A 26,437-nucleotide genomic window follows, 5' to 3' on the forward strand; every position below is an offset into this window, starting at 1 on the left:
GTTCCCCTGACTTCTTCATCTTTTTTCAAATACTCTCGCCGAAGGCGGCCCAACAGATCACACATGCGCCACCTCCATTCCGTGGGCACCGCCCATCATCAGCCCGATCTCGTCCACTGTCAGTCCGGTCGTCGGGCGTGGCGCGCTCAGGCGGCCCTCGTTCAGCGCAGCAAAGCTGTCCGAGATTTCCATCAACTCATCCAGATCCTGAGAGATGCAGACAACCGCCGTTCCTTTTGCCGCCAGGTCGAGGATTGCCTGCCGGATCGACGCGGCCGCTGCGGCATCCACGCCCCAGGTTGGCTGGTTCACCACCAACACATCCGGGTTTTGCAGCACTTCGCGTCCGATCACGAATTTCTGTAGGTTCCCCCCGGACAAAGACCGTGCCGCGTTGTCCGGGCCGGGTGTCCGGACGTCAAAAACCTCGATGATCTTCTCCGCAAAGCTCCTGGTCTCGGTCCATTTCAGAAAGCCGTTGCTTTCCAGACCCTCTCGAACCGAACCGGTCAACAGGGCGTTTTCGGTCAGGCTCATGTTCGGGGCAGCGGCATGGCCCAGCCGTTCTTCGGGCGCGGTCAACACGCCAAGTTTGCGTCGCGCAGTCGGGCCCAGCTTACCAATTGCCTGACCGTTGAATTTGATCGCATCGGCCGTCGTCAAGATTTCACCAGATAAAACGCCCAGCAATTCATCCTGCCCGTTGCCCGCAACACCACCAATGCCCAGAACCTCGCCCTTGCGGACGGTCAAATGCACGTTGCGCAAGGCAGTTCCAAATTCTGACGGAGAAGGCACCGACAGCCCGCTGACATCCAGCGCAACTGCGCCAAAATCACGCCCGGAACGTTTCGGGGTTTGCAGGGCCGTTCCCACCATCAGTTCGGCCATGTCGCGGGCCGAGGTCTCAGAGGGGACGCACTCGCCGACATTTTTCCCAAGCCGCAGGATCGTGGCGTGGTCACACAGGGTCCGAATCTCTTCCAGCTTGTGCGAGATATACAGGATCGACGTACCCTCGGACCGCAACTTGTTCAGCGTTTCGAACAGGATCTCGACCTCCTGCGGGGTCAGTACCGAGGTCGGTTCGTCCATGATCAGCAGTTTCGGGTCTTGCAGCAGGCAACGGATAATTTCGACACGCTGGCGTTCGCCGGCGGACAGATCGCCCACAGTGCGGAACGGATCCAACGGCAGGCCGTAGGTTTCGGACACTTCGCGGATGCGCGAGGCCAGATCACCCATGGCGGGCGGGTTTTCCATCCCCAAGGCGATGTTTTCGGCCACGTTCAGGGCGTCAAACAGCGAAAAATGCTGAAACACCATCGCAATTCCGTCAGCCCGCGCGGCGCGGGGTTCAGGCGGCGCAAAAGGCTGACCGCGCAACAGCATGGTGCCACTGTCAGGTTTCACCAGCCCATAGATCATCTTGACCAGCGTGGATTTCCCGGCCCCGTTTTCCCCCAACAAGGCGTGAACTTCGCCCTCACCGATGTCAAAGGACACCTGATCATTGGCCACGACACCGGGATAGGCTTTGGTCAACCCTTGCAGGCTCAGCAATGGAGTGGTCACGCGCTCAGGTCCTTCTTCAACTCGTTCTGCCGGGCCGGACGCAGCAGTTGCGCTGCGACGCCCACGGCGATCATCTGCGGGTGTTTGCCCAGCGACGAGTCACCAATCGGGCAGGTTATCCGGCTTATCCGGTCGGGCGGATGCCCAAGGGCCGCCAGCCGCGATCGGAACCGCGCCCATTTGGTAGCCGAGCCAATCAGTCCCGCAAAGCGGAAATCGTGCAAAAGCAGCCTGTTGCACAGTTCCAGATCCAGATTGTGTGAATAAGTCAGCACAAGGTGCTCGGCATTGGCCGGTGCATGTCGCACAAGGTCGGCCGGTTTCGTCGCTGGCAGATCGGTCACGCCTTGGGGAATCACGTCGGGAAAGCGCTCGGGGCCGGTATCGACCCAAGTGATCGCAAGATCGGGCAGGGGGGACAGAACATCCACCAGCGCCCGCCCGACGTGACCTGCGCCCCAGATCCACAGGTTTCGCGCCGGTTTATGCACCGGTTCGATCATCCAGCCGTCGATCAGGCGCGGTTCGGGTGCAATGCCCTGACTGCGTGCCGCCGCCAGCATTCGCTTGACGGAAAGAGGCATGGCGCCCCCCGAAGCTGATCGTGCAATGATCGTATCATCCAGCGTTTCAACCGTCTTGAGATCATAGACCTCGCTGAACAAAGAGACTGCTCCGCCGCAACATTGCCCCATGTCCGGTCCCAGCGTGTGATGCGTCAGGCGCGTGGCCACTGTTTGCGTTCGTGCGGCCTCTGCGGCCTGGTATTCCAGCGTTCCACCGCCGATGGTTCCGCTTTGCCCGTCTTTCCAGACCAGCATTGCAGCACCCACCCCGCGCGGGGACGACCCTTTGATCCCGGCGATGACAACCCGAACCACTTTCCCGTGGGTTTTGACCGCCTCCCTCAAAGCCTCAAGGTCAAATCCCATCAGATGCCTCCCTTCATCCTCTGGACCCCGTGCCAAACCTCTTCGGCCGTGGCCGGAGCGTTCAGGGCCGGGTACTTGTCTCCGCAGGCGGCAACTGCGTTCGACAGCGCCAGCCATGCGGAAATACCAAGCATGAAAGGCGGCTCGCCCACAGCTTTCGAGCGATAGATCGTGTCCTCGCGGTTTTCGCCATCCCAAAGCGTGACGTTGAAGATGTCCGGCCGGTCCGAGCAGGCCGGGATCTTGTAGGTCGAGGGCGCGTGCGTGCGCAGGTTTCCTTTGCCGTCCCACACGAGTTCCTCGGTCGTCAGCCACCCCGCGCCCTGCACATAACCGCCTTCGACCTGACCTATGTCCAGCGCCGGGTTCAGCGACGCGCCCGCATCATGCAGGATATCCGTTCGCAGAATGCGGTTTTCACCGGTCAGAGTGTCCACCGCCACCTCGGTAACGGAAGCGCCGTAGGCAAAGTAGAAGAAGGGGCGACCGCGCCCGGCGATCCGGTCCCATTCGATCTTGGGTGTTTTGTAGAAGCCCGTGGCCGACAGACTGACGCGCCCTTGATAGGCCAGTGCGGCGGCTTCGGCGAAGGTGTAGCGTTCTTCTGAGACCGAGACATACCCATCCGTGAACGTGACCGTCGATGGATCGGCCTGATAACGCTCTGCAAGATAGACGGCCATCCGATCACGGATCGTGTCGCAAGCGGCCTTCACCGCCATACCGTTCAGGTCACTTCCCGAAGATGCCGCCGTCGCAGACGTGTTTGGTACTTTCGCCGTGTCGGTTGCGGTGATTTTCACCATCTCCAGCGGTATGCCAAAGCGCGACGCGGCGACCTGAGCGACCTTCTGGAACAGGCCCTGGCCCATCTCGGTACCACCATGGTTCAGGTGGACTGATCCGTCCTGATAGACATGCACCAGCGCACCCGCCTGATTCAGGTGAGTCAGCGTGAACGAGATACCAAACTTGACCGGGGAAAAGGCGATGCCCTTTTTGATTACGCTGTTTTCGGCGTTCCATTGCGCGATGGCCGCCTTGCGCGCGGCATAGTCGCTGGATTTCAGCAACGCCTCGGTCATGCCGTGCAGTTCGAAATCGCTGACCTCCATCCCATAGGGTGTGGTGTTGCCGCCGGCGGGCAGGGGACGCACCGGTGCGTCGCCCATTTCAACGGCGCCGCGGCTGGTCAGGTCTTCGTGCGGATCGGGATGCCCCAGTGGTTTTTCTGTCGGTGTGCTCTCGGCCACGGCGTGCGCGGGTGCATAGTAATTCCGGCGGCGCAGCTCAACGGGATCCAAACCCAGGGCATGCGCGGCATGGTCCATGACCCGTTCAATGCCGACCATGCCCTGGGGGCCGCCGAACCCGCGATAGGCCGTGGCAGATTGGGTGTTGGTCTTCAACCGGTGGCTTTCGATCCGGGCGTTCGGCAAAAGGTAGGCGTTGTCCGAGTGCAGCATCGCCCGGTCCGCCACGGGCAACGACAGGTCCTGCGCCCAGCCGCAGATCGCATAGTGGTGGAGTGAGACGCCCTGTATATGGCCATGCTCATCGAACCCGGCCTTGTACGAAATGCGGAAAGCGTGGCGCTTGCCGGTGATGATCATGTCATCGTCGCGGTCATAGCGCATCTTGCACGCCTTGCCGGTTGCCCGCGCGGCCACCGCGCAGGCCACGGCCAGCGCATTGCCCTGGCTTTCCTTGCCGCCAAATCCTCCGCCCATGCGGCGGGTCTCGACCCGGACGGCGTGCATAGGAACGCCCAGAGCGTCGGCCACTTTGTGCTGAATCTCGGTCGGGTGCTGGGTCGAGCTGTGCACCAGCATATCCGCGCCCTCATTCGGCACGGCCAGCGCGGCCTGACCTTCCAGATAGAAATGCTCCTGCCCGCCCAGTTCAAACGAACCTTCGATCACATGCGGTGCATTGGCAATGGCCGCATCCGCATCGCCCTTGGCATAGATGCGTGGACCGTCTTCAAACCGGCTGTCGGCGGCCAGCGCCTCTTCGATCGTCAGGATCGGCACGTCTTCGGCGTAGTCGACCTTACCCAATCGCGCCGCTTTGCGGGCGGCCAAATGGCTGGTGGCAACGACCAGGAACACGGGCTGACCGATATAGTGCACCGAGCCGTCCGACAGCAGCGGCTCATCGTGGATCGAGGGCGAGACATCGTTGGCAAATGGCAGATCCTGTGCCGTCATGACCATCACGACACCCTCGGCGTCTTTGACAGCCGACAGATCCATTGCGGTGATCTTGCCCCTGGCGATCGGGCTCAGGCCAAAGGCCAGATGCAGCGTGCCCTTGGGTGTCGGGATGTCATCCACGTACCGCGCCGCGCCCGAAACGTGCAATGGGGCGGCGTCGTGGGGCAGGGCTTGCGTCACACTCATGCCGACACCTCCAGCACATTGGTGATCTCACCCTGATCTTCCAGCAAATACCGTTGCAGCATCGCCTTGGCGGTTTCCAGTCGATACAGGGCCGAGGCGCGCATATCCGTGAGTGGCGAAAAGTCGTCGGCAAAGGAAGGCAGCGCGGCGTCAACGGTCGCGCGAGTCCACGGTTTGCCGATCAAAGCGGCCTCGACATGGGTTGCCCGTTTCGGAGTACCGGCCATGCCACCAAACGCGATGCGCGCCTGTGTGACGCTGCCCTCCGAAACGGTTATGTTGAAACAGCCGCAGACGGCCGAGATATCCTGATCGAACCGTTTGCTGAGCTTGTAAACCTTCAGGCGATCTGGTTGGCGCGGGAAGCTGACGGCTTCGACAAACTCGCCCGGAACCCGATCCTGTTTGCCGTAGTCGATGAAGAACTCTTCCAGCGGGATCGACCGCCGATCGTTGCCCTTGCGCAGGTGCAGTGTCGCGTTCAATGCGATCAGCGCGGGCGGGTTGTCCCCGATGGGCGAGCCGTTGGCGATATTGCCTCCGACCGTGGCCGCATGGCGAACCTGAACGCTCGCATAGCGTCGGATCATCTCGGCATAGGAGGGATGCAGATCGACCAATGCATCTGCCATGCGATTCATGTCGACCATGGCACCAAAGCGGACTTCATCGTCGGTGATCGTGATCTCTTTCAGATCGTCACATCGGTTGAGGAAGATCACCGGGTCCAGTTCGCGCAGTTGCTTGGTGACCCAAAGGCCCACATCGGTCGCACCAGCGACCAGAGTCGCATTCGGGTTCTCGGCATACACGGCGGCCAATTCGTCGGATGAGGTTGGCAGCATGCGCGAAGCGGCAATCGTTGCAGGTAGGCTATCTTTGACCCAAACCGGAACGGGCTGTTCCTCGGCCGCTTTCGCCGCGCGAATGATCGGCGCATAGCCGGTGCAGCGGCAAAGGTTGCCTGCAAGCAAAGTGTCATGGTCCGTTGCACCATTCGTGTGCCCGGCGACCATCGACATGACGAACCCGGGTGTGCAGAAGCCGCATTGCGAGCCGTGCAGATCGACCATTGCCTGCTGGACCGGGTGCGCTTCGCCATTCGGGCCACTTGCGCCTTCAACTGTTCGGACGGCCTTGCCATGCAATTGCGGCAGAAACAGAATGCACGAGTTCAGGGCCTTGGCGCCTTGGTCATCCGTCACCATCACGGTGCAAGCCCCGCAATCGCCTTCGTTGCAGCCTTCTTTGGTGCCGGTCAGACCGCGATCTTCGCGCAGCCAATCCAGCAGGGTGGCTGTCGGATCAACACCAGCCAACTCCACTGTCTCTCCGTTCAGAAGAAACGTGATGTTCATTCGAGAAACCCGTCGCCTTACCCAGTTGCGCCCCTGCGGCCCTCCTTCGATGCGACGTAGAAAGAGTGGCGGGCGAATTGCTTGCCATGAGATGTTAGAAACAGCGCGGCTTGTCTGGCAAGAAAAACCGCCTCTGTTATACACCATTAGACGTATACGGCCTGTTGCCGTCTTGTCTGATTAATGGGCAGCCACTTGTAAATAAAGCAGTTTTTAATTGCGGCGCCCAGTCAATCCCGAAGCACCTTCTGAAAAAGCCGAATAATCAATGGCGATTTTTTTTGCGGCAAACGTGGCGCGGTTCCACCTTTTGTCGCGCAGCCGGCTGGGGTAGCTTGGGTGTCATGAGCAGCTCTCCACGATTCATCCACCTCCGCGTTCACACTGAATATTCCCTTCTGGAAGGCGCCGTGCGGCTGAAAAAGCTGCCGGGCCTGTGCGAGAAGATGGAGATGCCAGCCGTTGCCGTAACGGATACCAATTCGATGTTTTCGGCGCTGGAATTCGCGGTCACCGCAAGCGGGGCCGGGGTGCAGCCGATCATGGGGTGCCAGGTCGATCTGACCTATGTTCAGGCCCAGCCCGGCGAGAAGCCGAAGACACCCGCGCCTCTGGTGCTGCTGGCGCAGTCCGAGACCGGGTACGAAAACCTGATGAAGCTCAGCACTTGCCTCTATGTGGGCAAGGGCGGGCAACTGCCTCAGGTCACTTTGGAAGAATTGGCTGAACGATCCGAAGGGTTGATCTGCCTGTCCGGTGGACCAGACGGCCCGGTCGGGATGCTGCTGCAACAGGGTCAGCGCCCGGCGGCCGACGCGTTGGTCGATCGGTTGGCGGCAATGTTCCCCGATCGGTTTTACATCGAGCTCCAGCGTCATCCGGGTGAGGATGGCCAGCCCGAGGCCGAACGCCTGACCGAACGTGGCCATGTCGAGATGGGCTATGCCAAGAACCTGCCGCTGGTCGCCACGAATGACGTCTATTTCCCGACGCCGGACATGTACGAAGCTCATGACGCGCTGATCTGCATATCGGAAGGGGCCTATGTCGACCAGCAGGAAGGTCGCCGTCGCCTGACGGCTCAGCACTATTTCAAGTCGCAACAAGAGATGGCGACCCTGTTCGCGGACTTGCCCGAGGCCATCGAAAACACCGTCGAAATCGCCAGACGCTGCGCGTTCATGGCCTATCGGCGCGACCCGATCCTGCCGAAATTCGCGGATGACGAGGTGGCCGAGCTGCGGCGCATCGCCAATGAGGGCTTGCAGAAACGACTGGCCGTGATCCCGCATGCGGTGACGCCCGAGGAATACCAGGAACGTCTGGATTTCGAACTGGGCATCATCGAAAGCATGGGTTTCCCCGGCTACTTCCTGATCGTCGCGGATTTCATCCAATGGGCCAAGGATCACGACATTCCGGTCGGGCCGGGGCGGGGCTCGGGCGCGGGGTCACTGGTGGCCTATGCGCTGACGATCACCGACCTCGATCCGCTGCGCTACAGCCTGCTGTTCGAACGCTTCCTGAACCCCGAACGGGTGTCGATGCCCGACTTCGATATCGACTTCTGCATGGACCGCCGCGAAGAGGTGATCCGCTATGTGCAGCAGAAATACGGGCGCGACAAGGTGGGGCAGATCATCACCTTCGGGGCCTTGCTGTCAAAGGCCGCCGTGCGCGACATCGGGCGGGTGCTGCAAATGCCGTATGGGCAGGTGGACCGCCTGTCCAAGATGATCCCGGTCGAAGGCGTCAAGCCGGTCTCGATCGAAAAGGCCCTGAAAGACGAACCCCGCCTGCGCGAGGCCGCGCGCGAGGAAGAAGTGGTCGACCGCCTGCTGACCTATGGCCAGCAGGTCGAGGGGTTGCTGCGGAATGCTTCGACCCACGCGGCGGGGGTGGTGATCGGCGACCGGCCTCTGGATGCGCTGGTGCCGATCTATCAGGACCCGCGTTCCGACATGCCCGCGACCCAGTTCAACATGAAATGGGTGGAACAGGCCGGGCTGGTGAAGTTCGACTTTCTGGGTCTGAAGACCCTGACCGTGATCCAGAACGCGATGGACCTGATCTTCAAGTCCGGACGTCCCTTGCACATCGCCGCCGATGGCACCGAGCTTTATGAGCCCGCCGAGGGGGCTGAAAACCAGATCAACGCCATCCCGTTGGATGATGAGGCGACCTATAAGCTTTACTCAGCAGCCAAAACCGTGGCGGTGTTCCAGGTTGAAAGCTCGGGCATGATGGATGCGCTCAAGCGCATGAAACCCACCTGCATCGAGGACATCGTGGCCCTTGTGGCGCTGTATCGTCCCGGCCCGATGGAGAACATCCCCACCTATTGCGAGGTCAAGAACGGCCAGCGAGAGATCACCTCGGTCCACCCGCTGATCGACCATATCCTGGAAGAAACGCAGGGCATCATCGTCTACCAGGAACAGGTGATGCAGATCGCGCAGGTCATGGCGGGCTATTCCCTGGGCGGCGCCGACCTGCTGCGCCGCGCGATGGGCAAGAAGATCAAAGAGGCGATGGACGCCGAACGCCCGAAATTCGAGGCCGGCGCGGCCAAGAACGGGGTGGACGCCAAGAAGGCCTCCGAGGTGTTCGACCTGCTGGAGAAATTCGCCAATTACGGCTTCAACAAATCCCACGCGGCGGCCTATGCGGTGGTCAGCTACCAGACCGGATGGCTCAAGGCGAACCACCCGGTCGAGTTCATGGCCGGCGTCATGAACTGCGACATCCACCTGACCGACAAGCTGGCGGTGTATTTCGAAGAGGTCCGCAAGGGGCTGGGCCTGCCTTACGTGCCGCCCTGCGTGAACCGCTCGCTGGCGACCTTCGACGTGGTGGATGGTCAGCTGGTCTATGCGCTGGGCGCGCTCAAAAATGTCGGCGTCGAGGCGATGAATCTGGTGGTGCAGGGCAGGGGAGACAAGCCGTTCGTCAACCTCTTTGACTTCGCCCGCCGGGTCGATCTGAAAAAAGTCGGCAAACGTCCGCTGGAAATGCTGGCGCGTGCCGGGGCCTTTGATGAGCTCGACAAGAACCGCCGCCGCGTGTTCGAAAGCCTTGACCGCCTGGTGCAGTATTCGGCGGCGATCCATGAACAGAAAAACTCCAATCAGGTGTCTCTGTTCGGCGAGGCCGGAGATGACCTGCCCGAACCGCGCCTGTCGCCGACGCCGGACTGGCTGCCGGCCGAGCGCCTCAGCGAGGAATTCAAGGCCATCGGTTTCTACCTGTCGGGGCACCCGCTGGACGATTACATGCCCGCGCTGAAACGCAAAGACGTTATGACGCTGGACGAAGTGATTAATGCTGTCCGAGCTAGGGGAATGATGGGAGTGAAGATGGCCGGGGTTGTCGCCGGTCGGCAGGAGCGGAAATCGGCCAAGGGCAACCGTTTTGCCTTCGCTCAGCTGTCTGATCCCACCGGCGCCTATGAGGTCACGCTGTTTTCGGACACGTTGGAGAAGTGTCGCGAGTTTCTGGAAACCGGCGCGCAGGTTGTCCTGACTGCCGAGGCGACGATGGAAGCCGATCAGCTCAAGCTGCTGGGCCGCTCGGTTGGCCCTGCGGATTCCCTTGTGGCCGAGGCCGGGGCAACCGGGCTGCGAATTTACGTTGACGAAGCGCAGGCTGTGCCAACGGTCGCCAAGGTGCTGGAAGACGCCGCCTCTGCCGCGAAAGGGGCCGCACGGGGGCCAATCCAGTTCATGTTGCTGGACCCAAGCCTGCCCGGCGATGTCGAAATGGATCTGGGGCGCGAGTTCCCGATCAACCCGCAGATCAAGGGCGCGATCAAATCCCTTGAAGGCGTGATGACCGTCGAAGAGATATGACGCCCCTTTGTTGCCAGTTGATTGGCGCCTCGCTAGGCTGACCTGACAGAGATGTCATTAGGTCATGCCACGGGAGGGCGTTGTTATGGCAATAGCAGGTCTCAAGTTCAGAAAGAGTGTATTTGTAACAGCGGCATCGCTGGCCTTGGTTTCGGCCTCAGCTGGGCTGGCGGATGACAAGAAAAAGGAAAACACGATCAAAGGCGCTGTGATCGGCGCAGGTGTCGGTGCCCTGATCGGCGACGGCAAGGGTGCTGCCGCAGGTGCAGTGGCTGGTGCGCTGATCGGCGCAAATTCCAAGTGAGTGGAGGAGAAGGAAGATGCGTATGAATTCGCTGAAGCGAGCGGCCTCTGCCTTGCTGATCGCAGCCCCCGGATTGGCCTTTGCTGACGAGGAAGCCGAACAGATGATGCAGGACGCGCTGCCGGTGATGTATCACACCTGCGCCTCTGTCGTCGAAGAGGCTGACGGGAACGAAGAGTACATTCTGGACGTGGTCGGGAAGATGACGGCCCTGTCGCTTTACAACCGACAGGTCGATATCCAGGCCCACGCGACTTCGGACGAGGAAAAGGCCGCTTTGCGCGAAACTTTTTTGGCCGCTTTGAAAGAGGGCTGTGCCGGGGACGAAAACGCCTTGTTGGGTGGTGTCGTGGACAATGCCGTGAAATCGACACTGGGTCTGTAATGTATCAGTAGTGAGGCGGCCGTTCGTCACCAAGGACTATGCCGCCGGATCCTTCCTGCGCCCGTTCTGCTTCGCGCTGCAACAGCAATTCAACCCGTTGGGTCAGCCGGTCGATTTCCGTCTGTTGTCTGGTGACGACCGTGTTCAGCTCGTCCACGGTACGGGTCAGATGGGCGATCTCTTCTTCCAGATGCTGCATAAGTGACTCCTGTCTTGCGCTGGTCATAGCGACACAGTCGGCCCAAGGCCAGAGAAAGCGCGCCTTGCCCCGATGCGGACCTTGGGATAGACCGCGCGCGGAACAAGGACTCTCCCAAGGACGCCCCACATGGCCAAGCCCAAGAAACAGCCCCGCCCCAAGGCCGTCACGCCGAAAGGGTTCCGCGACTATTTCGGTGAGGAAGTCACGCAGCGCACCGAGATGCTGCGGACGATTGCGGGCGTGTATCATCGTTACGGGTTCGACGCGTTGGAAAGCAGTGCGGTCGAGACCGTCGAGGCGCTGGGCAAGTTCCTGCCTGACGTCGATCGCCCGAACGAAGGCGTCTTTGCGTGGCAGGAATTTGATGACGGCGGCAATGGCGACTGGATGGCCCTGCGCTATGACCTGACCGCACCTTTGGCCCGGGTCTATGCCCAGCACCGCAACGATCTGCCCACGCCCTATCGCCGTTATGCGATGGGTCCGGTCTGGCGCAACGAAAAGCCGGGGCCGGGGCGGTATCGCCAATTCTATCAGTGTGATGCGGATACGGTGGGGACGGCCAGCATGGCCGCCGATGCCGAAATCTGCGCCATGCTGTCGGATACGCTGGAAACCGTGGGCATTCCGCGAGGCGACTATCTGGTGCGGGTCAACAACCGCAAGGTCCTCAACGGTGTGCTCGAGGCCATGGGTTTGGGCACGGACGCGGCGGCGCGAGATGACGTTCTGCGCACCATCGACAAATTCGACAAGGTGGGCGAGCAGGGCGTGCGCGAGTTGCTGACCAAGGGCCGGCTGGATGCCTCGGGCGCGTTCATCGACGGTGTGGGCCTGTCCGACGATCAGGCCGAGCCGGTGATCGCCTTCCTGACCTCCAAGGCCGATGACGCCGCCGGAACGCTGGCCAACCTGCGCGCGGCCGTGGGTGACAGCAAGATCGGCGCCGAAGGCATCTCGGAACTGGAACAGATCGGCGATTTGCTGGCCGCAGGCGGCTATGGCGCCAATCGCATCCAGATCGACCCTTCCGTCGTGCGCGGTCTGGGTTATTATACCGGGCCGGTCTATGAGGCCGAACTGACCTTTGAGATCTTTGACGAGAAAGGCCGCAAGCGGCAGTTCGGCTCGGTCTCGGGCGGCGGGCGCTATGACGACCTGGTCAAGCGCTTCACCGGGCAGGAAGTGCCTGCGACTGGCATCTCCATCGGCGTTGACCGACTGCTGGCCGCCCTCCGCGAAAAGGGCCGGGTCACCGCACAGGCGACGGGTCCAGTGGTCGTGACCGTCATGGATCGAGACCGCATGGCCGATTATCAGGCGATGGTGGCCGAACTGCGCAATGCCGGCATCCGGGCCGAGGTCTATCTGGGCAACCCCAAGAATTTCGGCAATCAGCTAAAATACGCGGACAAGCGGAATTCTCCGATTGCAGTGATCGAGGGCGGCGACGAAAAGGCCAAAGGTATCGTGCAGATCAAGGACCTGATCCTGGGGGCCAAGATTGCCGAAAGCGCCACGCTCGAGGAATGGAAGGAACGCCCCAGCCAGTTCGAGGTGCCGCGCGGCGATCTGGTCGCCAAGGTACGCGAGATTCTGGACAGTCAGGACTGAGCCATGCCCAACCGATCCCAGATCCAGGCCCGGGCCGCGATGATGCGCGTACGCTTCGAGGCCGCCGGGGCGCAGGTCGTCGACCCGCCGCTGCTGCAATCGGCCGAGACGCTGCTGGACCTTTATGGCGAGGATATCCGCGCGCGCGCCTATGTCACCTCGGACGCGCTGCGCGGCGAACAGATGCTGCGCCCGGATTTCACCCTGCCGGTGGTGCAGATGCATATGCGCGACGGGGCCGAACCGGCGCGCTATACCTATTCGGGCGAGGTGTTCCGCCGTCAGGAGCACGACCCCGACCGCGCCAATGAATACATCCAGGTGGGCTATGAGGTCTTTGACCGGGAAGACCCCGCCGGGGCCGATGCCGAGGTGTTTTCGCTGATGGCGCTCCAGTTGCGTGGGTTGCCCCTGCGCGCGGCGACCGGGGATATCGGTATCCTCACCGCTGCTGTCGAGGGGCTGCGCACGACCGACCGTCGCAAGGCTGCGTTGATGCGACACCTGTGGAGACCGCGCCGATTCCGTATCTTGCTGGATCGGTTTGCAGGTCGCAAGGTGCCCTCGGAAGGGCGCGCCGCGCTGCTGGACGCAGCCGACCCGATGGCCTTTGATGCCCCTATGATCGGCAAGCGCCGCAAGGCCGAAATCGCGGCGCGCATCGAAGCCCTGCGCGAAGACCGCGATACGCCGCCGATTTCCGACAATGAGCTGGCCGGGCTGGAAACGTTGCTGAATGTGCGCGAGACCATGCCATTTGCGCTGGAACAGCTGCGCGACGTGGCGGTGGATCTGCCGCAGATCACGCCCGCACTGGACCGGTTGGAAGCGCGCGTGGCTGCGCTGCAAGCGCGTGGCGTCGATGTGGATCGGTTGGATTTCGAGGCCGCCTACGGCCGGACATCAATGGAATATTACGATGGTTTCGTATTTGGGTTTTACGCGGAAGGTCGGCCTGACCTGCCTCCGATCGCCACGGGCGGGCGTTATGACGCGCTGACCCGCCAATTGGGCAACGGGGACGAAATCCCGGCTGTTGGTGGCGTGTTGCGCCCCGACCTGATGCTCGAGATCGAGGAGGGCGCTGTATGAGCCTGAAACTGGGTGTGCCCTCGAAGGGCCGGTTGATGGAAAAGACCTTCTCGTGGTTCGAAAAACGCGGCATCACCTTGTCACGCAGCGGGTCGGATCGGGAATATGCGGGCAAGGTTGAAGGGATCGACGGTGTCTCTCTGATCCTGCTGTCGGCGGGGGAGATCCCGCGTGAACTGGCGGCGGGGCGGATTCATCTGGGCGTCACCGGGATCGATCTGGTGCACGAGAAACTGCCGCGCTGGGAACAGCAGGTTGAAGAGGTTTCGCAGCTTGGCTTCGGCAAAGCTGATCTGATCATCGCAATCCCGGCATGTTGGGTCGATGTCGATACGCTTGATGACCTGGACGCGGCAGCTGCTGCGTTTCGCAAGACATACGGCCACCGGTTGCGGATCGCCACAAAATACCACCGTCTGGTTCGGGAATTCCTGACCGAAGCGGGCGTGGCCGATTATACGCTGGTCGACAGTCAGGGCGCGACTGAAGGCACGGTGATGAATGAAACCGCCGAAGCCATTGCCGACATCACCTCGACCGGAGAGACCCTGCGCGCGAACCATCTGAAGATCCTGTCGGACGGTCTGATCCTGCAATCACAGGCCACGTTGTGGCGCAGTCGCGTTGCAAAATATGATCCGACGGAAAAAGAGGTTCTGTCCGAATTGCTGGATCGGCTGCGGTAACTACAGCACGCCTATTTCTGCCAGGGCGCGGTTCAGATCGTCGGGCAGGGCATCGTCCTGCTCGCGGTTTTTGGGCAAATCGGCAGGAGTATCTTCTGGCTTGAGATAACGCCATCCCTGAAACGGGCGTTTCAGGGCGTTCTGGGTGCGGTGCAGCTTGGGGTCCAGCACAATGGCACAGCGGCGGATACCATCGTCTCCGATCACTTCATCCAGCCGCAGGATCCGCTGGCGACACTGGATTACGCCCTTGATGACCCAGTAGATCGATCCGCCGTTCAGAATTTCGGCTTCGCGTTTGGGCCACATGCGGGTGACGTGGCGTGGAAGGCCATCGGCGAAACGCTGGCGATAGCTGTCCTGCCAGGCCATCAGCGAGTCGACGCTTTCCGACCCGACGGAGAGTTTTATGAGGTTTACGTAATTATCCACAGCTTTCCCACAGAGTCGTCCCGAGGATGATCTTTATATTGTAGCTTGGTTCCAGATGTCATCAAGGTGTTGTGGTGCGTATGTGATTTGAGTTAGTCTGGATACCTCTTTCAGCACAGGGAATCACCAATGAGCCGCTTTGCCGCCCCCATTGCCGAGCAGATCTGGGATATGAAGTACCGCTTTAAACAGGCGGATGGCACCCCCATCGATCAAACGGTTGAAGACAGTTGGCGGCGCATTGCCCGCGATCTTGCGCGGGTGGAAAACGACCCGGGGCACTGGGAAGAAAAATTCTATGAGGCGCTGGAGGATTTCAAATACCTGCCTGCCGGGCGCATCACAGCAGGTGCCGGCACCGCGCGTCAGGTGACCCTGTTCAACTGTTTTGTCATGGGAACGATCCCTGACAGCATGGGCGGAATTTTCGACATGCTGAAAGAGGCCGCGCTGACCATGCAGCAGGGCGGGGGGATCGGCTATGATTTCTCGACCATCCGCCCGCGTGGCGCTGACGTGAAAGGCGTCGCGGCGGATGCCTCGGGGCCGCTGAGCTTCATGGATGTATGGGACGCCATGTGCCGCACGATCATGTCCGCCGGTTCGCGCCGGGGTGCGATGATGGCGACTATGCGCTGTGACCACCCGGATATCGAACAGTTCATCACCGCCAAATCCGACCCGGCCCGACTGCGCATGTTCAACATGTCGGTTCTGGTGACCGATCCGTTCATGGAGGCGGTCAAGGCTGATGGACCGTGGGAACTGGTGTTTGGTGACAAAGTCTATCACACGGTTCAGGCGCGTGATCTGTGGAACAAGATCATGCAGGCCACCTATGACTATGCCGAGCCGGGCGTGATCTTCATCGACCGGATCAATCAGGCCAACAACCTCAGCTACGTTGAAACCATCGCGGCCACGAACCCGTGTGGCGAACAGCCGTTGCCGCCTTACGGGGCCTGCCTGTTGGGTTCAATCAACCTGGCGCGGCTGGTGTCTGAACCGTTTGAGGCAAACGCCCGTTTGAATGACGCGGCCCTTCAAGAACTTGTCGCCACGGCTGTCCGGATGATGGACAATGTCGTTGATGTGTCAAAATTCCCACTGGCCGAACAAGAGGCTGAAGCGCAGGATAAACGCCGTATAGGATTGGGTGTGACTGGATTGGCGGATGCGCTGCTGATGCTGGGCCTGCGTTATGGGTCCGACGAGGCGGCGCGTCAGACCGAGCGCTGGTTGCACGCGATCGCCCGCGCCGCGTATCTGGCGTCGGTCGACTTGGCCAAGGAAAAAGGGGCGTTTCCCCTGTTCGATGCCGAGAAATACCTGGCCAGCGGCACGATGCAGCAGATGGATGACGATGTACGCGAGGCCATCCGCGAGCACGGGATCCGCAATGCGCTGCTGACCTCGATCGCGCCCACTGGGACGATCTCTCTGTACGCGGGCAACGTGTCGTCGGGGATCGAGCCGGTCTTTGCCTATGCCTATACGCGCAAGGTTTTGCAGAAAGACGGCTCGCGGACCGAGGAAGAGGTGGTGGACTATGCCGTTCAGATGTGGCGTGACAAGTTTGGCGACGTCGAACTGCCCGACTATTTCGTGAACGCCCAGACGCTGACCCCGGCCGAGCATGTCAAGATGCAGGCAGCGGCGCAGAAGTGGATCGACAGTTCGATCTCGAAAACCATCAACTGCCCCGAGGATATCTCGTTCGACGAGTTCAAGGACGTGTACATGCAGGCCTGGGACCTGGGCTGCAAGGGCTGCACCACCTATCGACCGAACGACGTGACGGGTTCGGTGCTGACCGTTTCGGAAAGCGACGACAAGGTGCCGGGTGAAAGCGCGGATGCCCCGCACGAGGTGGACGGTGGCGACGTCATCTACATGTCCGAACCGCTGGACCGCCCGCAGTCGCTGGAAGGGTTGACCTACAAGCTGAAATGGCCCGACAGCGAGCACGCGATCTACCTGACCATCAACGACATCATCATCGGGGGTCGGCGGCGTCCGTTCGAGGTGTTCATCAACTCCAAGAACATGGAGCACTACGCCTGGACGCTGGCCCTGACCCGCATGATCTCGGCCGTGTTCCGGCGGGGCGGGGACGTGTCTTTCGTGGTCGAGGAACTGAAGGCCGTGTTCGACCCGCGCGGCGGGGCCTGGGTGCAGGGTAAGTACATCCCCTCGATCCTGGCGGCCATCGGCGGCGTGATCGAGCAGCACATGATCGCGATCGGGTTCCTTGAGGGGGAAGGGATGGGACTGAAATCCGACCCGCAGGCGCAGGTGGTCAACATGGATGCCCCACGCGGCAAGGCCTGCCCGTCTTGCGGCCAATACGATATGGTGATGATTGAGGGCTGCATGACCTGCCGCAGTTGTGGACACTCGAAATGTGGCTGAGGCGCGGGGTGGGGGCTTGTGTGGTGTGGCGTGTCACGCGAGATGACCTAAACGTTTCAATAGGTCATTTTTTGTAAATCAGATGAAGAAACGGCCTCGGATGTAATCCGGGGCCGATTGATTTCAGGTTGGAACTGGCGAACATGGATGCTCGCCTGCCAAATCAGTTCCCGTCCCCTGCATCGGGATTGGGCTTCAAGATTGGCCAACGGCGCCCCGAAGCAAGATCTGGGTGGCGGGTTTCCGATTCAGGGGCACCGTACCTGTCCCGGAGTTTGTCTATGAGGGTGAGGCAGCGGGCAGCGGGATCGTCTCTGCCGCCGCTTCCCGTCATCTCCAGGAGCTTTCGGCGCAGCTCGGTCGCCGCTACGGGCACGACACTGTAGGCACCTTCCCAGTCTTCGGCGGGAACGCGCTCAGAGACAACGCTTTCAATCGCTTGCCAACCCACGTATGAGCGCCCGGTTTGTTTCTCAAAATCGATCAGCATCAGTAGGCCTTCCGTGCAAGGGTCTTCGGTGACTGCGCCAGCTAACAAGGCAAGCTGTTTCGATGTCGGCCCATCCTTCAGGAGATCGTAGACATAGGCGCGCACCTCTGGGGAATCCGAAATCAAGCCACCCAATTCGCGTCGCCAATGCCACCCATCATATGACTTGCCGTCGAGCGCGCCGCTGACGGTCAAGTCAACAAGGCGGCGCGCGGCGGATAAGGTGCCGAACCCCAGCGCGGTCGCGCGCCACTGATGGCTCTGGAAGAGACGTGGGTCTTCTTCTGCGAGCGTGAAAGTTACTCCTTCTGCATCGTCCGAGGATGAACTGCCGAGGCCGCGGACCATCTCCTCAAGGATTTGTGGATCCCGCTGCGCGTCCGGCATGCCGCGCACGATAGCAGGCAGATCGGTAACGGGGTTGGCGAACGGCAATAGGCGCAGCCAATCACGTAGCTGATACGCGTCGCTCTGTGTCAAAATCCAAGAGTCCTTCTTGGCCGCATCAAAGGTCTTAGCTATGCCGTCGGCGACGAGCTTGATGTCGATGTCCTCGCCTGAGAGGGTCAGCGAAAACAACAAGGCTGCGCGTGCCTGCCTCGGGGCGAGAGAAATGAGCTTCTGGATCGTCGCGTTGCGCTGGCCGTGGGGGAGCCGTGCTCCAACAATGCCGAGCGCAACGGCCAGCTTCACTTGTGCATCCGACGCGCCATCGACAATCAAGGTTTCGATTGCGCCGAAGATAGCCTCCGCTTCAATCGATGTAGCGGTTGGATCGGCGGCGCGGGCCTCCCGGCGCGCTTCCACGCGCGAATAGTCTACGCCGACCCGGAACTTTTTGTCATCTTTGGGTTCGTTCGCCTCAAACCACTGGGCAGCAAGCACACGGGCGGCCAGTTCACCAAAATGCTCATCCATCAGGTATTGGCGCATCAATGCAGCGGTCTCCGGCGCATTGATCGCTAAGAACGCACGTTGGTACTCATGCAGGTGCGGATGCTGAGCTTCGTGTACAGCGTCGCGATCCTTCCAGCCGCTCGCGGTAGCTTTTTCGCGGAAAGCACTATAGCGATGTAAATTGTCGTCAAGCATTCTCTTCAAGAGTGGAAGATGCGCGACGGACGGTGCGCGGCTCATCATCGTTGCAATGGTAGCTACGCGCCAGCGCTTCTCATCCCCACCGGCGAGCATGCGCTCTGCCCATTCGCGCGCCAGCGCACCGATTACAGCCAAGGCTTCTTCACTAATGGGTCGCGCCCGTTCTTCGTCACCGTTGGTCTCGCGGTAAAACAGCTCGGCCAGTTGGACGATCTGCTCATTTTCGGCATCGGCCGCCCGCGCCTGAACGGCGGCCACCAAACTTGCGCCCGGCGTGTGGCCGATACGGTCTCGCAGACCGTGATAGCGATCACCCGCAGCCCGATCGTATTTGCCGCTGGCGTCGCGCAAGACTTTCCCAGCTGCAAGATACGCGTCGATCAGCCGACCAACTGCGTTTGGTCCGAGCACCGAAGCAGCGGCCTCGGCGCGATCGTCGTAGCGGCTTGTTTCTTCGAGAGCGATCCCGAGCAGTGCATCGTCCTCAAGGGCGAACCCGGCGGCCGCAAGAATATTGTCGGCACCGTAGAAAAGATCGCGGCGTTCGTGCAAGCGACGCAGCAAGCCGTCAGCGAGCGCCTGCGGATAGCGTCTTCGCACTTCGTACAGTAGGTGTATTTCGTCATCGCGCTTACGGTCGATTTCCATCTCAGCAACGATCCCAACAACCTCGGTCCCGCAGTCATCTCCGCCTGGCGAGTCAACAAGCGTACGCAGTCGCTCTATGTGCGATGTTCCAGCGGCCCTGCGCCGTTCACGCGCTCGCTGGAGCTCCTGCCGAACAGCGTCAACTGCAATGTCGTCGAGGTGATCCTTTTGGGCGAGAATATCGTAGGTCGCGTCGCCCGCGTCAGCGAGCAAATCGGCGACGTGGCGATCCGCCCGTCGAAATGACAGCGCATCGACAACCGTCGCCTTCACTTCCGGCTCGCTGACACTCTTCGCGATTGAGGTCGCAAGATCGAGACCGTCAATTCCGCTATTCGCTGCGATTTCATGCAGTACGTTCTTGCGGATTTCCGGTGGCAGCGCTGCGATGCGCGCCGGCGCGTCGTTCCCAAGCACGGATGGGCGAAATTGCTTCGCCGCCCGGAGGACGGGCAGGTGCACTTGGGTGTTTGCGTGCGAAATAAGCGGCCAAAGAAGATCGGCGAACTCCGGCCTGCCGGACGCGATCATGAAACGTACCGCGCGATCCACCTTGCCTGGCGCGTGCCACTGCTCGGCGAGGCTCCGCATTTCGGTGCCGATCGGTGCCCATACCTCGTCGGTGGCGCGGAAGATCATTTCACCCGCGAAGACAGGATCGACTTCAAAAGCTGCGCAGATGGCGGCGCTGCATGCGGCCTTACATGCGGCATCCCCGCGTGCGCTCCGTTCGATTGCGAACAGAACTGCTTCTTCCCACGGTCGCTGATCGAGCATGTCTACCTTCAGTTTCTCGCGTGCTGCCGGATCGCTGACGGCCTGCAGCATCAGTCGCTCAACGTAGTGTGAGGCGTACCATTCCTGAAATTGCTGGTGCTGAAACGAGTAACCCGGCGTGTCGCCGGAGCGCGTCAGAACGTGATTGCTGACAAGCGTGTCGAGCAACGTGTCGGGCTGTGCGGAGATGGTGATTTGTCCGTCGTCCAACAGAACCCGCGCGGTGTTAGCGACCGATTTGCGTGCGTTGCGGTCCGTGATCGCCGTGTTGGCCGTTGTCGTTGCAAATACGGCGAGGTCATCCAAATAGTCCTGCTGGAAGCCGAGGGCCACGGTATGAAGCGCTGCCGCACTGCGGGATTCCTGCTCGTGTGCGGCAATGAAGCGCCGTAGCACTTCTTCCTTTGTTGTCGGAAAAGGCGCGCCCTCTGGCAGCGAAAGAAGTGCCGTGAGGTAGAGTGGGATGGTCACAAGATCCCGGACACCCGCTGTCCGCCAAGCCTGATCAACGAGTTGTGCGCCAGCGTCGCCCCGCATGCCGTGCGCGATCTCCATTTGCTGATCGTCATCAAGCGGCAGTAAGTCGACCCTCGTCCCACTGAAAGGAATGTCGAGCGCCTGCTTGCGTGTGGAAATGATAAGACCAAGCTCTGGTAATTCAGCCTTTAGAGTAGTGATTTGCACGCGCGCGCGTTCGCGTGCGGCGACATCCAGTTCGTTCCAGCCGTCAAGAAGCAGAACGACGCCAGGCTTTGTTGCGACGGTGCGGAAATCCTGCTCTGAAATCCCGTTGAACGTAGGGCGTTTGAGGATGGACGCGAGCAGCGCTTCACCTTCGGTGGCCCAGTCTCCAAGCGACACGATGAGCGGCGTACCGTTGCCGAATTCCAACAACTCTTCGGCGACCTGAAAGAGGGTTGTCGTCTTTCCCATCCCGGGTGCCGCTACAAGAATAAGGTCGTCCAGCGTAGTCACGGCGTTGGCAAGTGCGCGCGTACTTAGCGCCTCTCCAAGGTGCTTCACCTTCAGCGTCAATGTTAGTGAAACGCTCGTGCCCGGCCATTTGGGGGTGCGGCGGAAGACAGCGAGATCGTTCGCGGCAGCTTTTTGTAAGCGATCGCTATTTTCCGCGGTTGTCGGCGGCATGGACGGGCCGAAGGCAACCTTGTCGAATACGCTACGCCACATATCCTCCAAATGCTTTTTCTTCCAGCCATGCAACAACGACTCTGTGAAAAGAGGATCTGCTGAATCGATTGCCTTCGCGCAGTCTTGGCAGAGCCAGATACCGTTTGTTTCTGATTTCCGTTGCTCTGGTGTCATATCGGCGCGATATCTGCGTGCGCCAGGACCTGACGCGGCGGCGCAGATATGTGCGGCAACTCCAATATTCACTTCCTTTGCGCCGTCGCTAGTCGGTGCTGATGTCAGCTTTCTGCAACTGGGGTTACAGCAATGATACCGAGCTTGCTTTGCAAGGCGGTTCCTGGTCGACGACAAAAAGTCGTCTCTGTTGTTATTCTTGGCCATCTGCGGTCTGCTCGGATTTGGTCATATGTACACTTTTGGTAGTTTGCCCGCCGGTGTACATGTCACCGATCTCGGCTGATATTAATAGCAGAGACAGATACCCTAATTCTTCGGCGAAACTGCTTGGATTTCCGCCCATGGCGGCCTGCGCGTCAGCGGCGAAATCAATCTCCCCGGTTCGCAGATACTCGATCAATTCGGAAACGTCCGATTGCAGGGTTGGGTCAAGGGCAGTGAGTCGTCTGGTTAGTTCCTCGTGTTTTCCTGCGAAGGCGGCCTCGAGGTTCTGACGAGCAATATTTTCATTTTCGGGACGGTTCTCGATACCAAGGTGTCTTTGATCCATCGCTCCAAGTTCGCTGGCAAGGCTCAGCACCTCCCCAAACATGCTTGCCATAGCAGATGGGGCTTTTGGCAATCCGAGTTGTTCGACCCAGCTGGCAGCTCCTTCCACGTCGGGAAGGAGGGTCTGGTAACCAGACTTTGCGAGTGCCGGGAACGCGACATCCTCAATGGTAGGCATTATTGTCAGGTGAATCGATGAGTCCATCAAGGACCGCACAAGGTCGGTTTGTTCGGCGAGTGTGACCACCGCATCAGCAATGTCGGGTGCGGGCAGCAGCGCTAGAACGTCTGCAGGTGGCCACGGTAAAATACCCTTGGCGTTAACGCGAAGATGGAACTGTGCGACGATCCCTACTTCCTCTGCCAAGCGCTCAATTTCTGTCTTTCGCTGAGCTAGTCGTGATTCCCCGGCAGCTTTGGCAGAGAGTAAAACGAGCCGAACGGAGTTGCCTATTCGTGCACCTTTGCCGCGCGCCGCCCAAGTTACCGCAGGCGCTTGCTCCCTTTCATGCGCTTCTCCTGCCAGAACTCGCAACCCCTCCAATAGCGTCTTGAGTTTGGTAAGCATCGGTGGAGGACCGTCGGCAACGAGCTGCCAAGGCTCTTCGACAATTGCAGTGTCGACATCCGCGATGAGATCGCTCAACCAGCCAATGTACGCGCCAGCCTGGTCGGGCAAGATCGCGAACCTCTTAACGAGATTGACGCTTGCGCTGTGCAGGAGGTTCTGAAATTTGGTGACGGCGGTACTGGCTTCTCCGCTTCCCGCACCCGACGCTTCCAATGGCGAAACAGCGGGGGGTGTCAGCGCTTCAGTTTCAGCATTGAGCGCATTCAGTTTGTCGACGTGATTGCCGAGTGCATCCTTTCCTCGAAAATGCGCATCAAAAACCTTCTCCAACGTCGGCACAAGAGAATCGAGAATTACCACGCCTCTTGCAAGATAGTCGCTATAGCTCGGAGCGGCGACGCGGCGGGAAATCAGATCACTCCACCGCCGATTCCATCGAGGAACTGACGGTGGGGGAAGATTATCTCGGGGAATCCGCTTTGTTGCGAGCGGCAACTGGGCAAGGCCAGCCAATTCGCCACTTGCAGTAATTGCGTTGGACACCGCAATGTCAGCCGACGGGCACAAAGCCAATATCCGATCGCACAAACTTACAACCGCGTTGTGCGGATTCTTCTGCACAGAGCCGGCAACATACCAAAGATTGCAACAGACGGTCACTCCATCATCGGCATCTTCCAGTGTTACAGGCCCGGCCCAAGCTGTCTCTGCCTGAACCCGCTCAAACAGCGTCTCTTGCCCGACCTCGGCGACCCAGTCACTGGCGATTTCACGATCCAGGGCGGATAAGGTGCCCATTAACGACCCCAAGAGATCGAGATTGGCATTCAAGAGGCCTTCTGGAGCCTGCAAGAGACTCGCCCGCACCGCGGCTGGCAATGGCATTCCGACCAACGCTGCGAGAATCTCATCTAAGCTCGCCAAATCCGCTGTCTCGATCAGGGCAGATAGAACAGAGGGTGACATACGCTCCATCAACAGGCGGCGAGGATCATCTTCCGGCGAACCTTTGATCTGCGAAAGCCGATCCGCTGCGGCTTGGACCTCCGGGATGATGCTGAGACTACTCAGATCTATATCCGCAATCCCGAACATTGCGGCGATTCCGACTTGCGTTCGCGGCAGCGCACGAGCTTCAGGCGTGTCGAGCCACTCGTCGACGCCTGAAGAAACGCGGCCCGAACCCAGACCGCGGAGCGCTGAAGCCAACGCCCGCGCATCCTGTTCTCCCTCCAACCGGGCAACTAAGCCATTGAGCACCGCCGGAACAGGTAATCGCCGCTCAGATAGCGTGTCCGCGACCAAGGGTGCGAGATCTGCGGCGGGCACACTGGCGACCGTTCGCTCGAAACTCGTTTCGAGGGTCGGCAATGTTGTCTGGTGTGTGAGCTGCAACAATTCTTCGGATCGAAGCTTGTGTAGGCCGGTGACCGAGCCCGGAGCAGGTGAGCGAACCAGATGTTCCTGGATGAGGCGCTGTAGGCCGCGTGACAGATCAGCCTCACTGACCGATAGCGCGCGCGCCAATCGCGACGCATCGACTTCGGCACTCGCTGCACCTGCCCAGGCGCCAGATCGCAAAATATCAAGTTCGAGGGAACGCTTCGGATCTGAAATCCTGGCCGCAACCTGGTCGGCGAGGAGTTCGTGGATCCTTTGTCCGCGCGTCAGGATATGGACATATTCTAGAAGAAGGCCGTCGCTCATCTTCCACGGTTCGCGCCAACCCGCCCAGTTCGTCTTTTCAGCTTCGCGCAGTTCTCGCCAGAGTCGTTCTGCGAGTTCATCGTCGGGATCGGCGCGTATTTCAGTTGCACGGGCGCGCTCGGCAATCAGCGTGACATCTTCTTCTCGGACCGAACCGAGCAAGACGACACCGGGCACAGACATCGCCTCTTTGAGCAAGGCGCCCCAGCTTTCCGGCCCATTCCGGCCAACATCATCCATGACAAAGCCCAGGGGACTGTCTTCTGAAGCGCGAAACGTCCGGATCAACTGGCGCAGAGATGGAATATCCTCCGCGTTCAGACGACGGATACGAAACCACCGCACCGTATGACGCAACGTGTTGGCGGTTTCCCACATCAAAGCGGATTTTCCGGCCCCTGACGGTCCGGCAATCAACGCGGCCCGGCGTTGTTCAATGCCTTCCACCAAAGCCGACCTGCTTTGGGGGCGTTCAGCCACCAAACCTGCCGCGATGTGGCCGGGTTCTACATCGACTCCGAGATAGAAGTTTGGGTCGTCGAGAGGTGAAAGAAAGTCGACCGGCTCACAAACGCCATCCCTCAGAGCACGTTCGATTGCGTCAGCGTCGATAGCCGCCAAGACATCTCGGATTGCTGCTTCTGTGTCGGAAATCGAAACGCCTAGATACTTCTCGGATGCCAATCGGCCATTGGCGTCTGCCAAAAAACCCACACGAATAAGCAGTTCGGCAAAGCACATCTGGGCCGCAATTGGAGCACAGTTCAACCGAACAGCGATCAGGTTAATCGCCCATTCCTGCGGTGAGCTCACAACGGAGATCAATGTTCTTGGGAGAAGATCAGAGGCCCCACTAAACTTTGAGAGTCTTGTGCTGATCGGACCTTCGATTGGGCGGGCTGCGTGGTGGTCGTCGAGGCGATTGAGGCCCGCCACCTCCCGCTCAAGAACGAGTTCCAGTCGCTGCGGTTGAGGTGCGGAGCCAAGCGCCCGATTCCACAGATCTTCAATGTGTCCGACTGTTTCACCTTCCGTATAGCCTCCGAGGTGCTCACGCCGACTCTTTACTTGGACGAAACTAGTTTCGTCGCCACGCAGCTCAATATCGTCGCCACCTTCCGGAATCACTATGGCGGGCGCTCGTTGACCAGCCCATATTTCTACCGCTAACCAAGCGGAAACGGCATCCTGATAACGAAAGCCCCGGCCTGCATTAGACCCAGATCTGGATGCCGCTTTCGCTGAATTGGGCCGCGCCTTCGAGGCATTGAGCCTGCTTCTTCTCGTTGTTTTCTTCACCAATAAATTCACCACAAATGCATAAGTAATGGCCTCGAAGCATACAGAATTTGTCGCAGCGCAAACAGGTTTTCTGGCAAATAGCCAATGCATGTCTTTTCGAAGTAGATTACATTCGGTGTTGATATGCAGCTAACGATCGAGGGAAGGTAAATAGGTGTTATCGTCTATCCTCTCGATATTTGGACTGGGACAAAAACACACTCATGCTGTTAGTTCAAAATATTCTGAAGCGACTAAACTGAATGCTGAGTTCGAACTCAATCTAAACAATACAATTGAGTTACTAAGGTCAGAAGATGTGCATCTAAGGCATCGTATCGCAGCCATCTGTGAACATCCAGACGACGAAGATCTTCTTTTGGGTCAGATCGAACCTCTCATTGAGCAGATGATATCAGAAACAGAAGTAGGACTAACAACGTCGCAGAACACGCAGGTAACGATCTCAAATAGCTCTCGTTTTGCTTCAATCCGAAAATGGGACGAGTGTTTGGGCCTGCTCCACAGGCATGTCGCTGCATCTAGGCATCAATTCAACCGCGTCGAAAGGGCACTAGGTCAACTTCATCGTGTGCTCGACAATGCTCAGCAAGAGAGCGTAACGCTGCAAGACTTCGGAAAGTCATCTAGATCCATTGACTTGGAGTAGTCAGCTCGAGATAGCACTGATCCAACCGGGGGAAATCCAATCTCGCCAATGCGGCAAAAGTCCGAAAGTTGGGCTGTA

General features: G+C 59.7%; 15 protein-coding genes. 7 read left to right on the forward strand and 8 right to left on the reverse strand.

Going from position 1 to position 26,437, the window contains the following annotated elements; all coding sequences use genetic code 11:
* Positions 1–57: 57 nt before the first annotated feature.
* From ACR0DJ_RS12430 to xdhA, 4 genes are read right to left on the reverse strand one after another with little or no spacing between them, the layout of a single operon-like run.
* Positions 58–1,575: an ABC transporter ATP-binding protein gene (locus ACR0DJ_RS12430; RefSeq protein ID WP_480685169.1), complete on the reverse strand. Its 1,518-nt coding sequence runs from the start codon at positions 1,573–1,575 to the stop codon at positions 58–60.
* Positions 1,572–2,507, reverse strand: coding sequence for a xanthine dehydrogenase accessory protein XdhC (gene xdhC / locus ACR0DJ_RS12435; RefSeq protein WP_480685171.1), 936 nt, complete (start codon positions 2,505–2,507; stop codon positions 1,572–1,574). The genes ACR0DJ_RS12430 and xdhC overlap by 4 nt, the downstream gene beginning before the upstream one ends.
* Positions 2,507–4,909, reverse strand: coding sequence for a xanthine dehydrogenase molybdopterin binding subunit (gene xdhB, locus ACR0DJ_RS12440; protein WP_480685172.1), 2,403 nt, complete (start codon positions 4,907–4,909; stop codon positions 2,507–2,509). The genes xdhC and xdhB overlap by 1 nt, the downstream gene beginning before the upstream one ends.
* Entirely contained in the window at positions 4,906–6,267 is a 1,362-nt protein-coding gene (gene xdhA, locus ACR0DJ_RS12445) for a xanthine dehydrogenase small subunit (protein ID WP_480685173.1), read from the reverse strand. Before xdhA ends, xdhB begins: the two co-directional genes overlap by 4 nt.
* A 344-nt stretch (positions 6,268–6,611) precedes the next feature.
* On the opposite strand from xdhA, the gene dnaE reads away from it, so the two are divergent.
* The 3 genes from dnaE (at position 6,612) to ACR0DJ_RS12460 (ending at position 10,804) form a co-directional block, all read left to right on the forward strand.
* A complete protein-coding gene (gene dnaE / locus ACR0DJ_RS12450) occupies positions 6,612–10,115 on the forward strand; it encodes a DNA polymerase III subunit alpha (RefSeq protein WP_480685175.1) in 3,504 nt (1,167 codons plus the stop codon).
* An 85-nt stretch (positions 10,116–10,200) separates the two neighbouring features.
* The gene (locus ACR0DJ_RS12455; RefSeq protein WP_257601232.1) at positions 10,201–10,419 is read left to right on the forward strand and encodes a hypothetical protein; all 219 of its coding nucleotides are present in this window, start codon (positions 10,201–10,203) and stop codon (positions 10,417–10,419) included.
* 16 nt (positions 10,420–10,435) lie between these two features.
* Positions 10,436–10,804: a hypothetical protein gene (locus ACR0DJ_RS12460; RefSeq protein WP_480685176.1), complete on the forward strand. Its 369-nt coding sequence runs from the start codon at positions 10,436–10,438 to the stop codon at positions 10,802–10,804.
* 4 nt (positions 10,805–10,808) lie between these two features.
* Here ACR0DJ_RS12460 and ACR0DJ_RS12465 read toward each other — a convergent pair whose 3' ends face one another.
* Positions 10,809–11,003, reverse strand: coding sequence for a SlyX family protein (locus ACR0DJ_RS12465; RefSeq protein ID WP_170346895.1), 195 nt, complete (start codon positions 11,001–11,003; stop codon positions 10,809–10,811).
* 129 nt (positions 11,004–11,132) lie between these two features.
* On the opposite strand from ACR0DJ_RS12465, the gene hisS reads away from it, so the two are divergent.
* The 3 genes from hisS to hisG are packed head-to-tail and all read left to right on the forward strand — an operon-like array spanning position 11,133 to position 14,398.
* The gene (hisS, locus tag ACR0DJ_RS12470) at positions 11,133–12,620 is read left to right on the forward strand and encodes a histidine--tRNA ligase (RefSeq protein WP_425079108.1); all 1,488 of its coding nucleotides are present in this window, start codon (positions 11,133–11,135) and stop codon (positions 12,618–12,620) included.
* Positions 12,621–12,623: 3 nt separating this feature from the next.
* Positions 12,624–13,712, forward strand: a complete 1,089-nt coding sequence (locus tag ACR0DJ_RS12475; RefSeq protein ID WP_480685178.1) for an ATP phosphoribosyltransferase regulatory subunit — start codon at positions 12,624–12,626, stop codon at positions 13,710–13,712.
* The gene (hisG, locus tag ACR0DJ_RS12480) at positions 13,709–14,398 is read left to right on the forward strand and encodes an ATP phosphoribosyltransferase (protein ID WP_480685179.1); all 690 of its coding nucleotides are present in this window, start codon (positions 13,709–13,711) and stop codon (positions 14,396–14,398) included. Before ACR0DJ_RS12475 ends, hisG begins: the two co-directional genes overlap by 4 nt.
* Here the strand turns inward: hisG and ACR0DJ_RS12485 are convergent, their stop codons facing one another.
* Complete coding sequence (locus ACR0DJ_RS12485) at positions 14,399–14,830, reverse strand: DUF1489 family protein (protein ID WP_480685180.1); 432 nt, start codon at positions 14,828–14,830, stop codon at positions 14,399–14,401.
* A 129-nt stretch (positions 14,831–14,959) separates the two neighbouring features.
* On the opposite strand from ACR0DJ_RS12485, the gene ACR0DJ_RS12490 reads away from it, so the two are divergent.
* Positions 14,960–17,242 (forward strand): adenosylcobalamin-dependent ribonucleoside-diphosphate reductase, encoded by a 2,283-nt coding sequence (locus ACR0DJ_RS12490; RefSeq protein WP_480685181.1) that lies wholly within the window; start codon positions 14,960–14,962, stop codon positions 17,240–17,242.
* A 163-nt stretch (positions 17,243–17,405) separates the two neighbouring features.
* Here the strand turns inward: ACR0DJ_RS12490 and ACR0DJ_RS12495 are convergent, their stop codons facing one another.
* Both ACR0DJ_RS12495 and ACR0DJ_RS12500 read right to left on the reverse strand, forming a co-directional pair.
* Complete coding sequence (locus ACR0DJ_RS12495; protein ID WP_480685182.1) at positions 17,406–21,785, reverse strand: NACHT domain-containing protein; 4,380 nt, start codon at positions 21,783–21,785, stop codon at positions 17,406–17,408.
* A complete protein-coding gene (locus ACR0DJ_RS12500; RefSeq protein ID WP_480685184.1) occupies positions 21,772–25,800 on the reverse strand; it encodes a hypothetical protein in 4,029 nt (1,342 codons plus the stop codon). Before ACR0DJ_RS12500 ends, ACR0DJ_RS12495 begins: the two co-directional genes overlap by 14 nt.
* Positions 25,801–26,437: the final 637 nt, after the last annotated feature.

This window comes from Ruegeria sp. BF10, assembly GCF_056538725.1.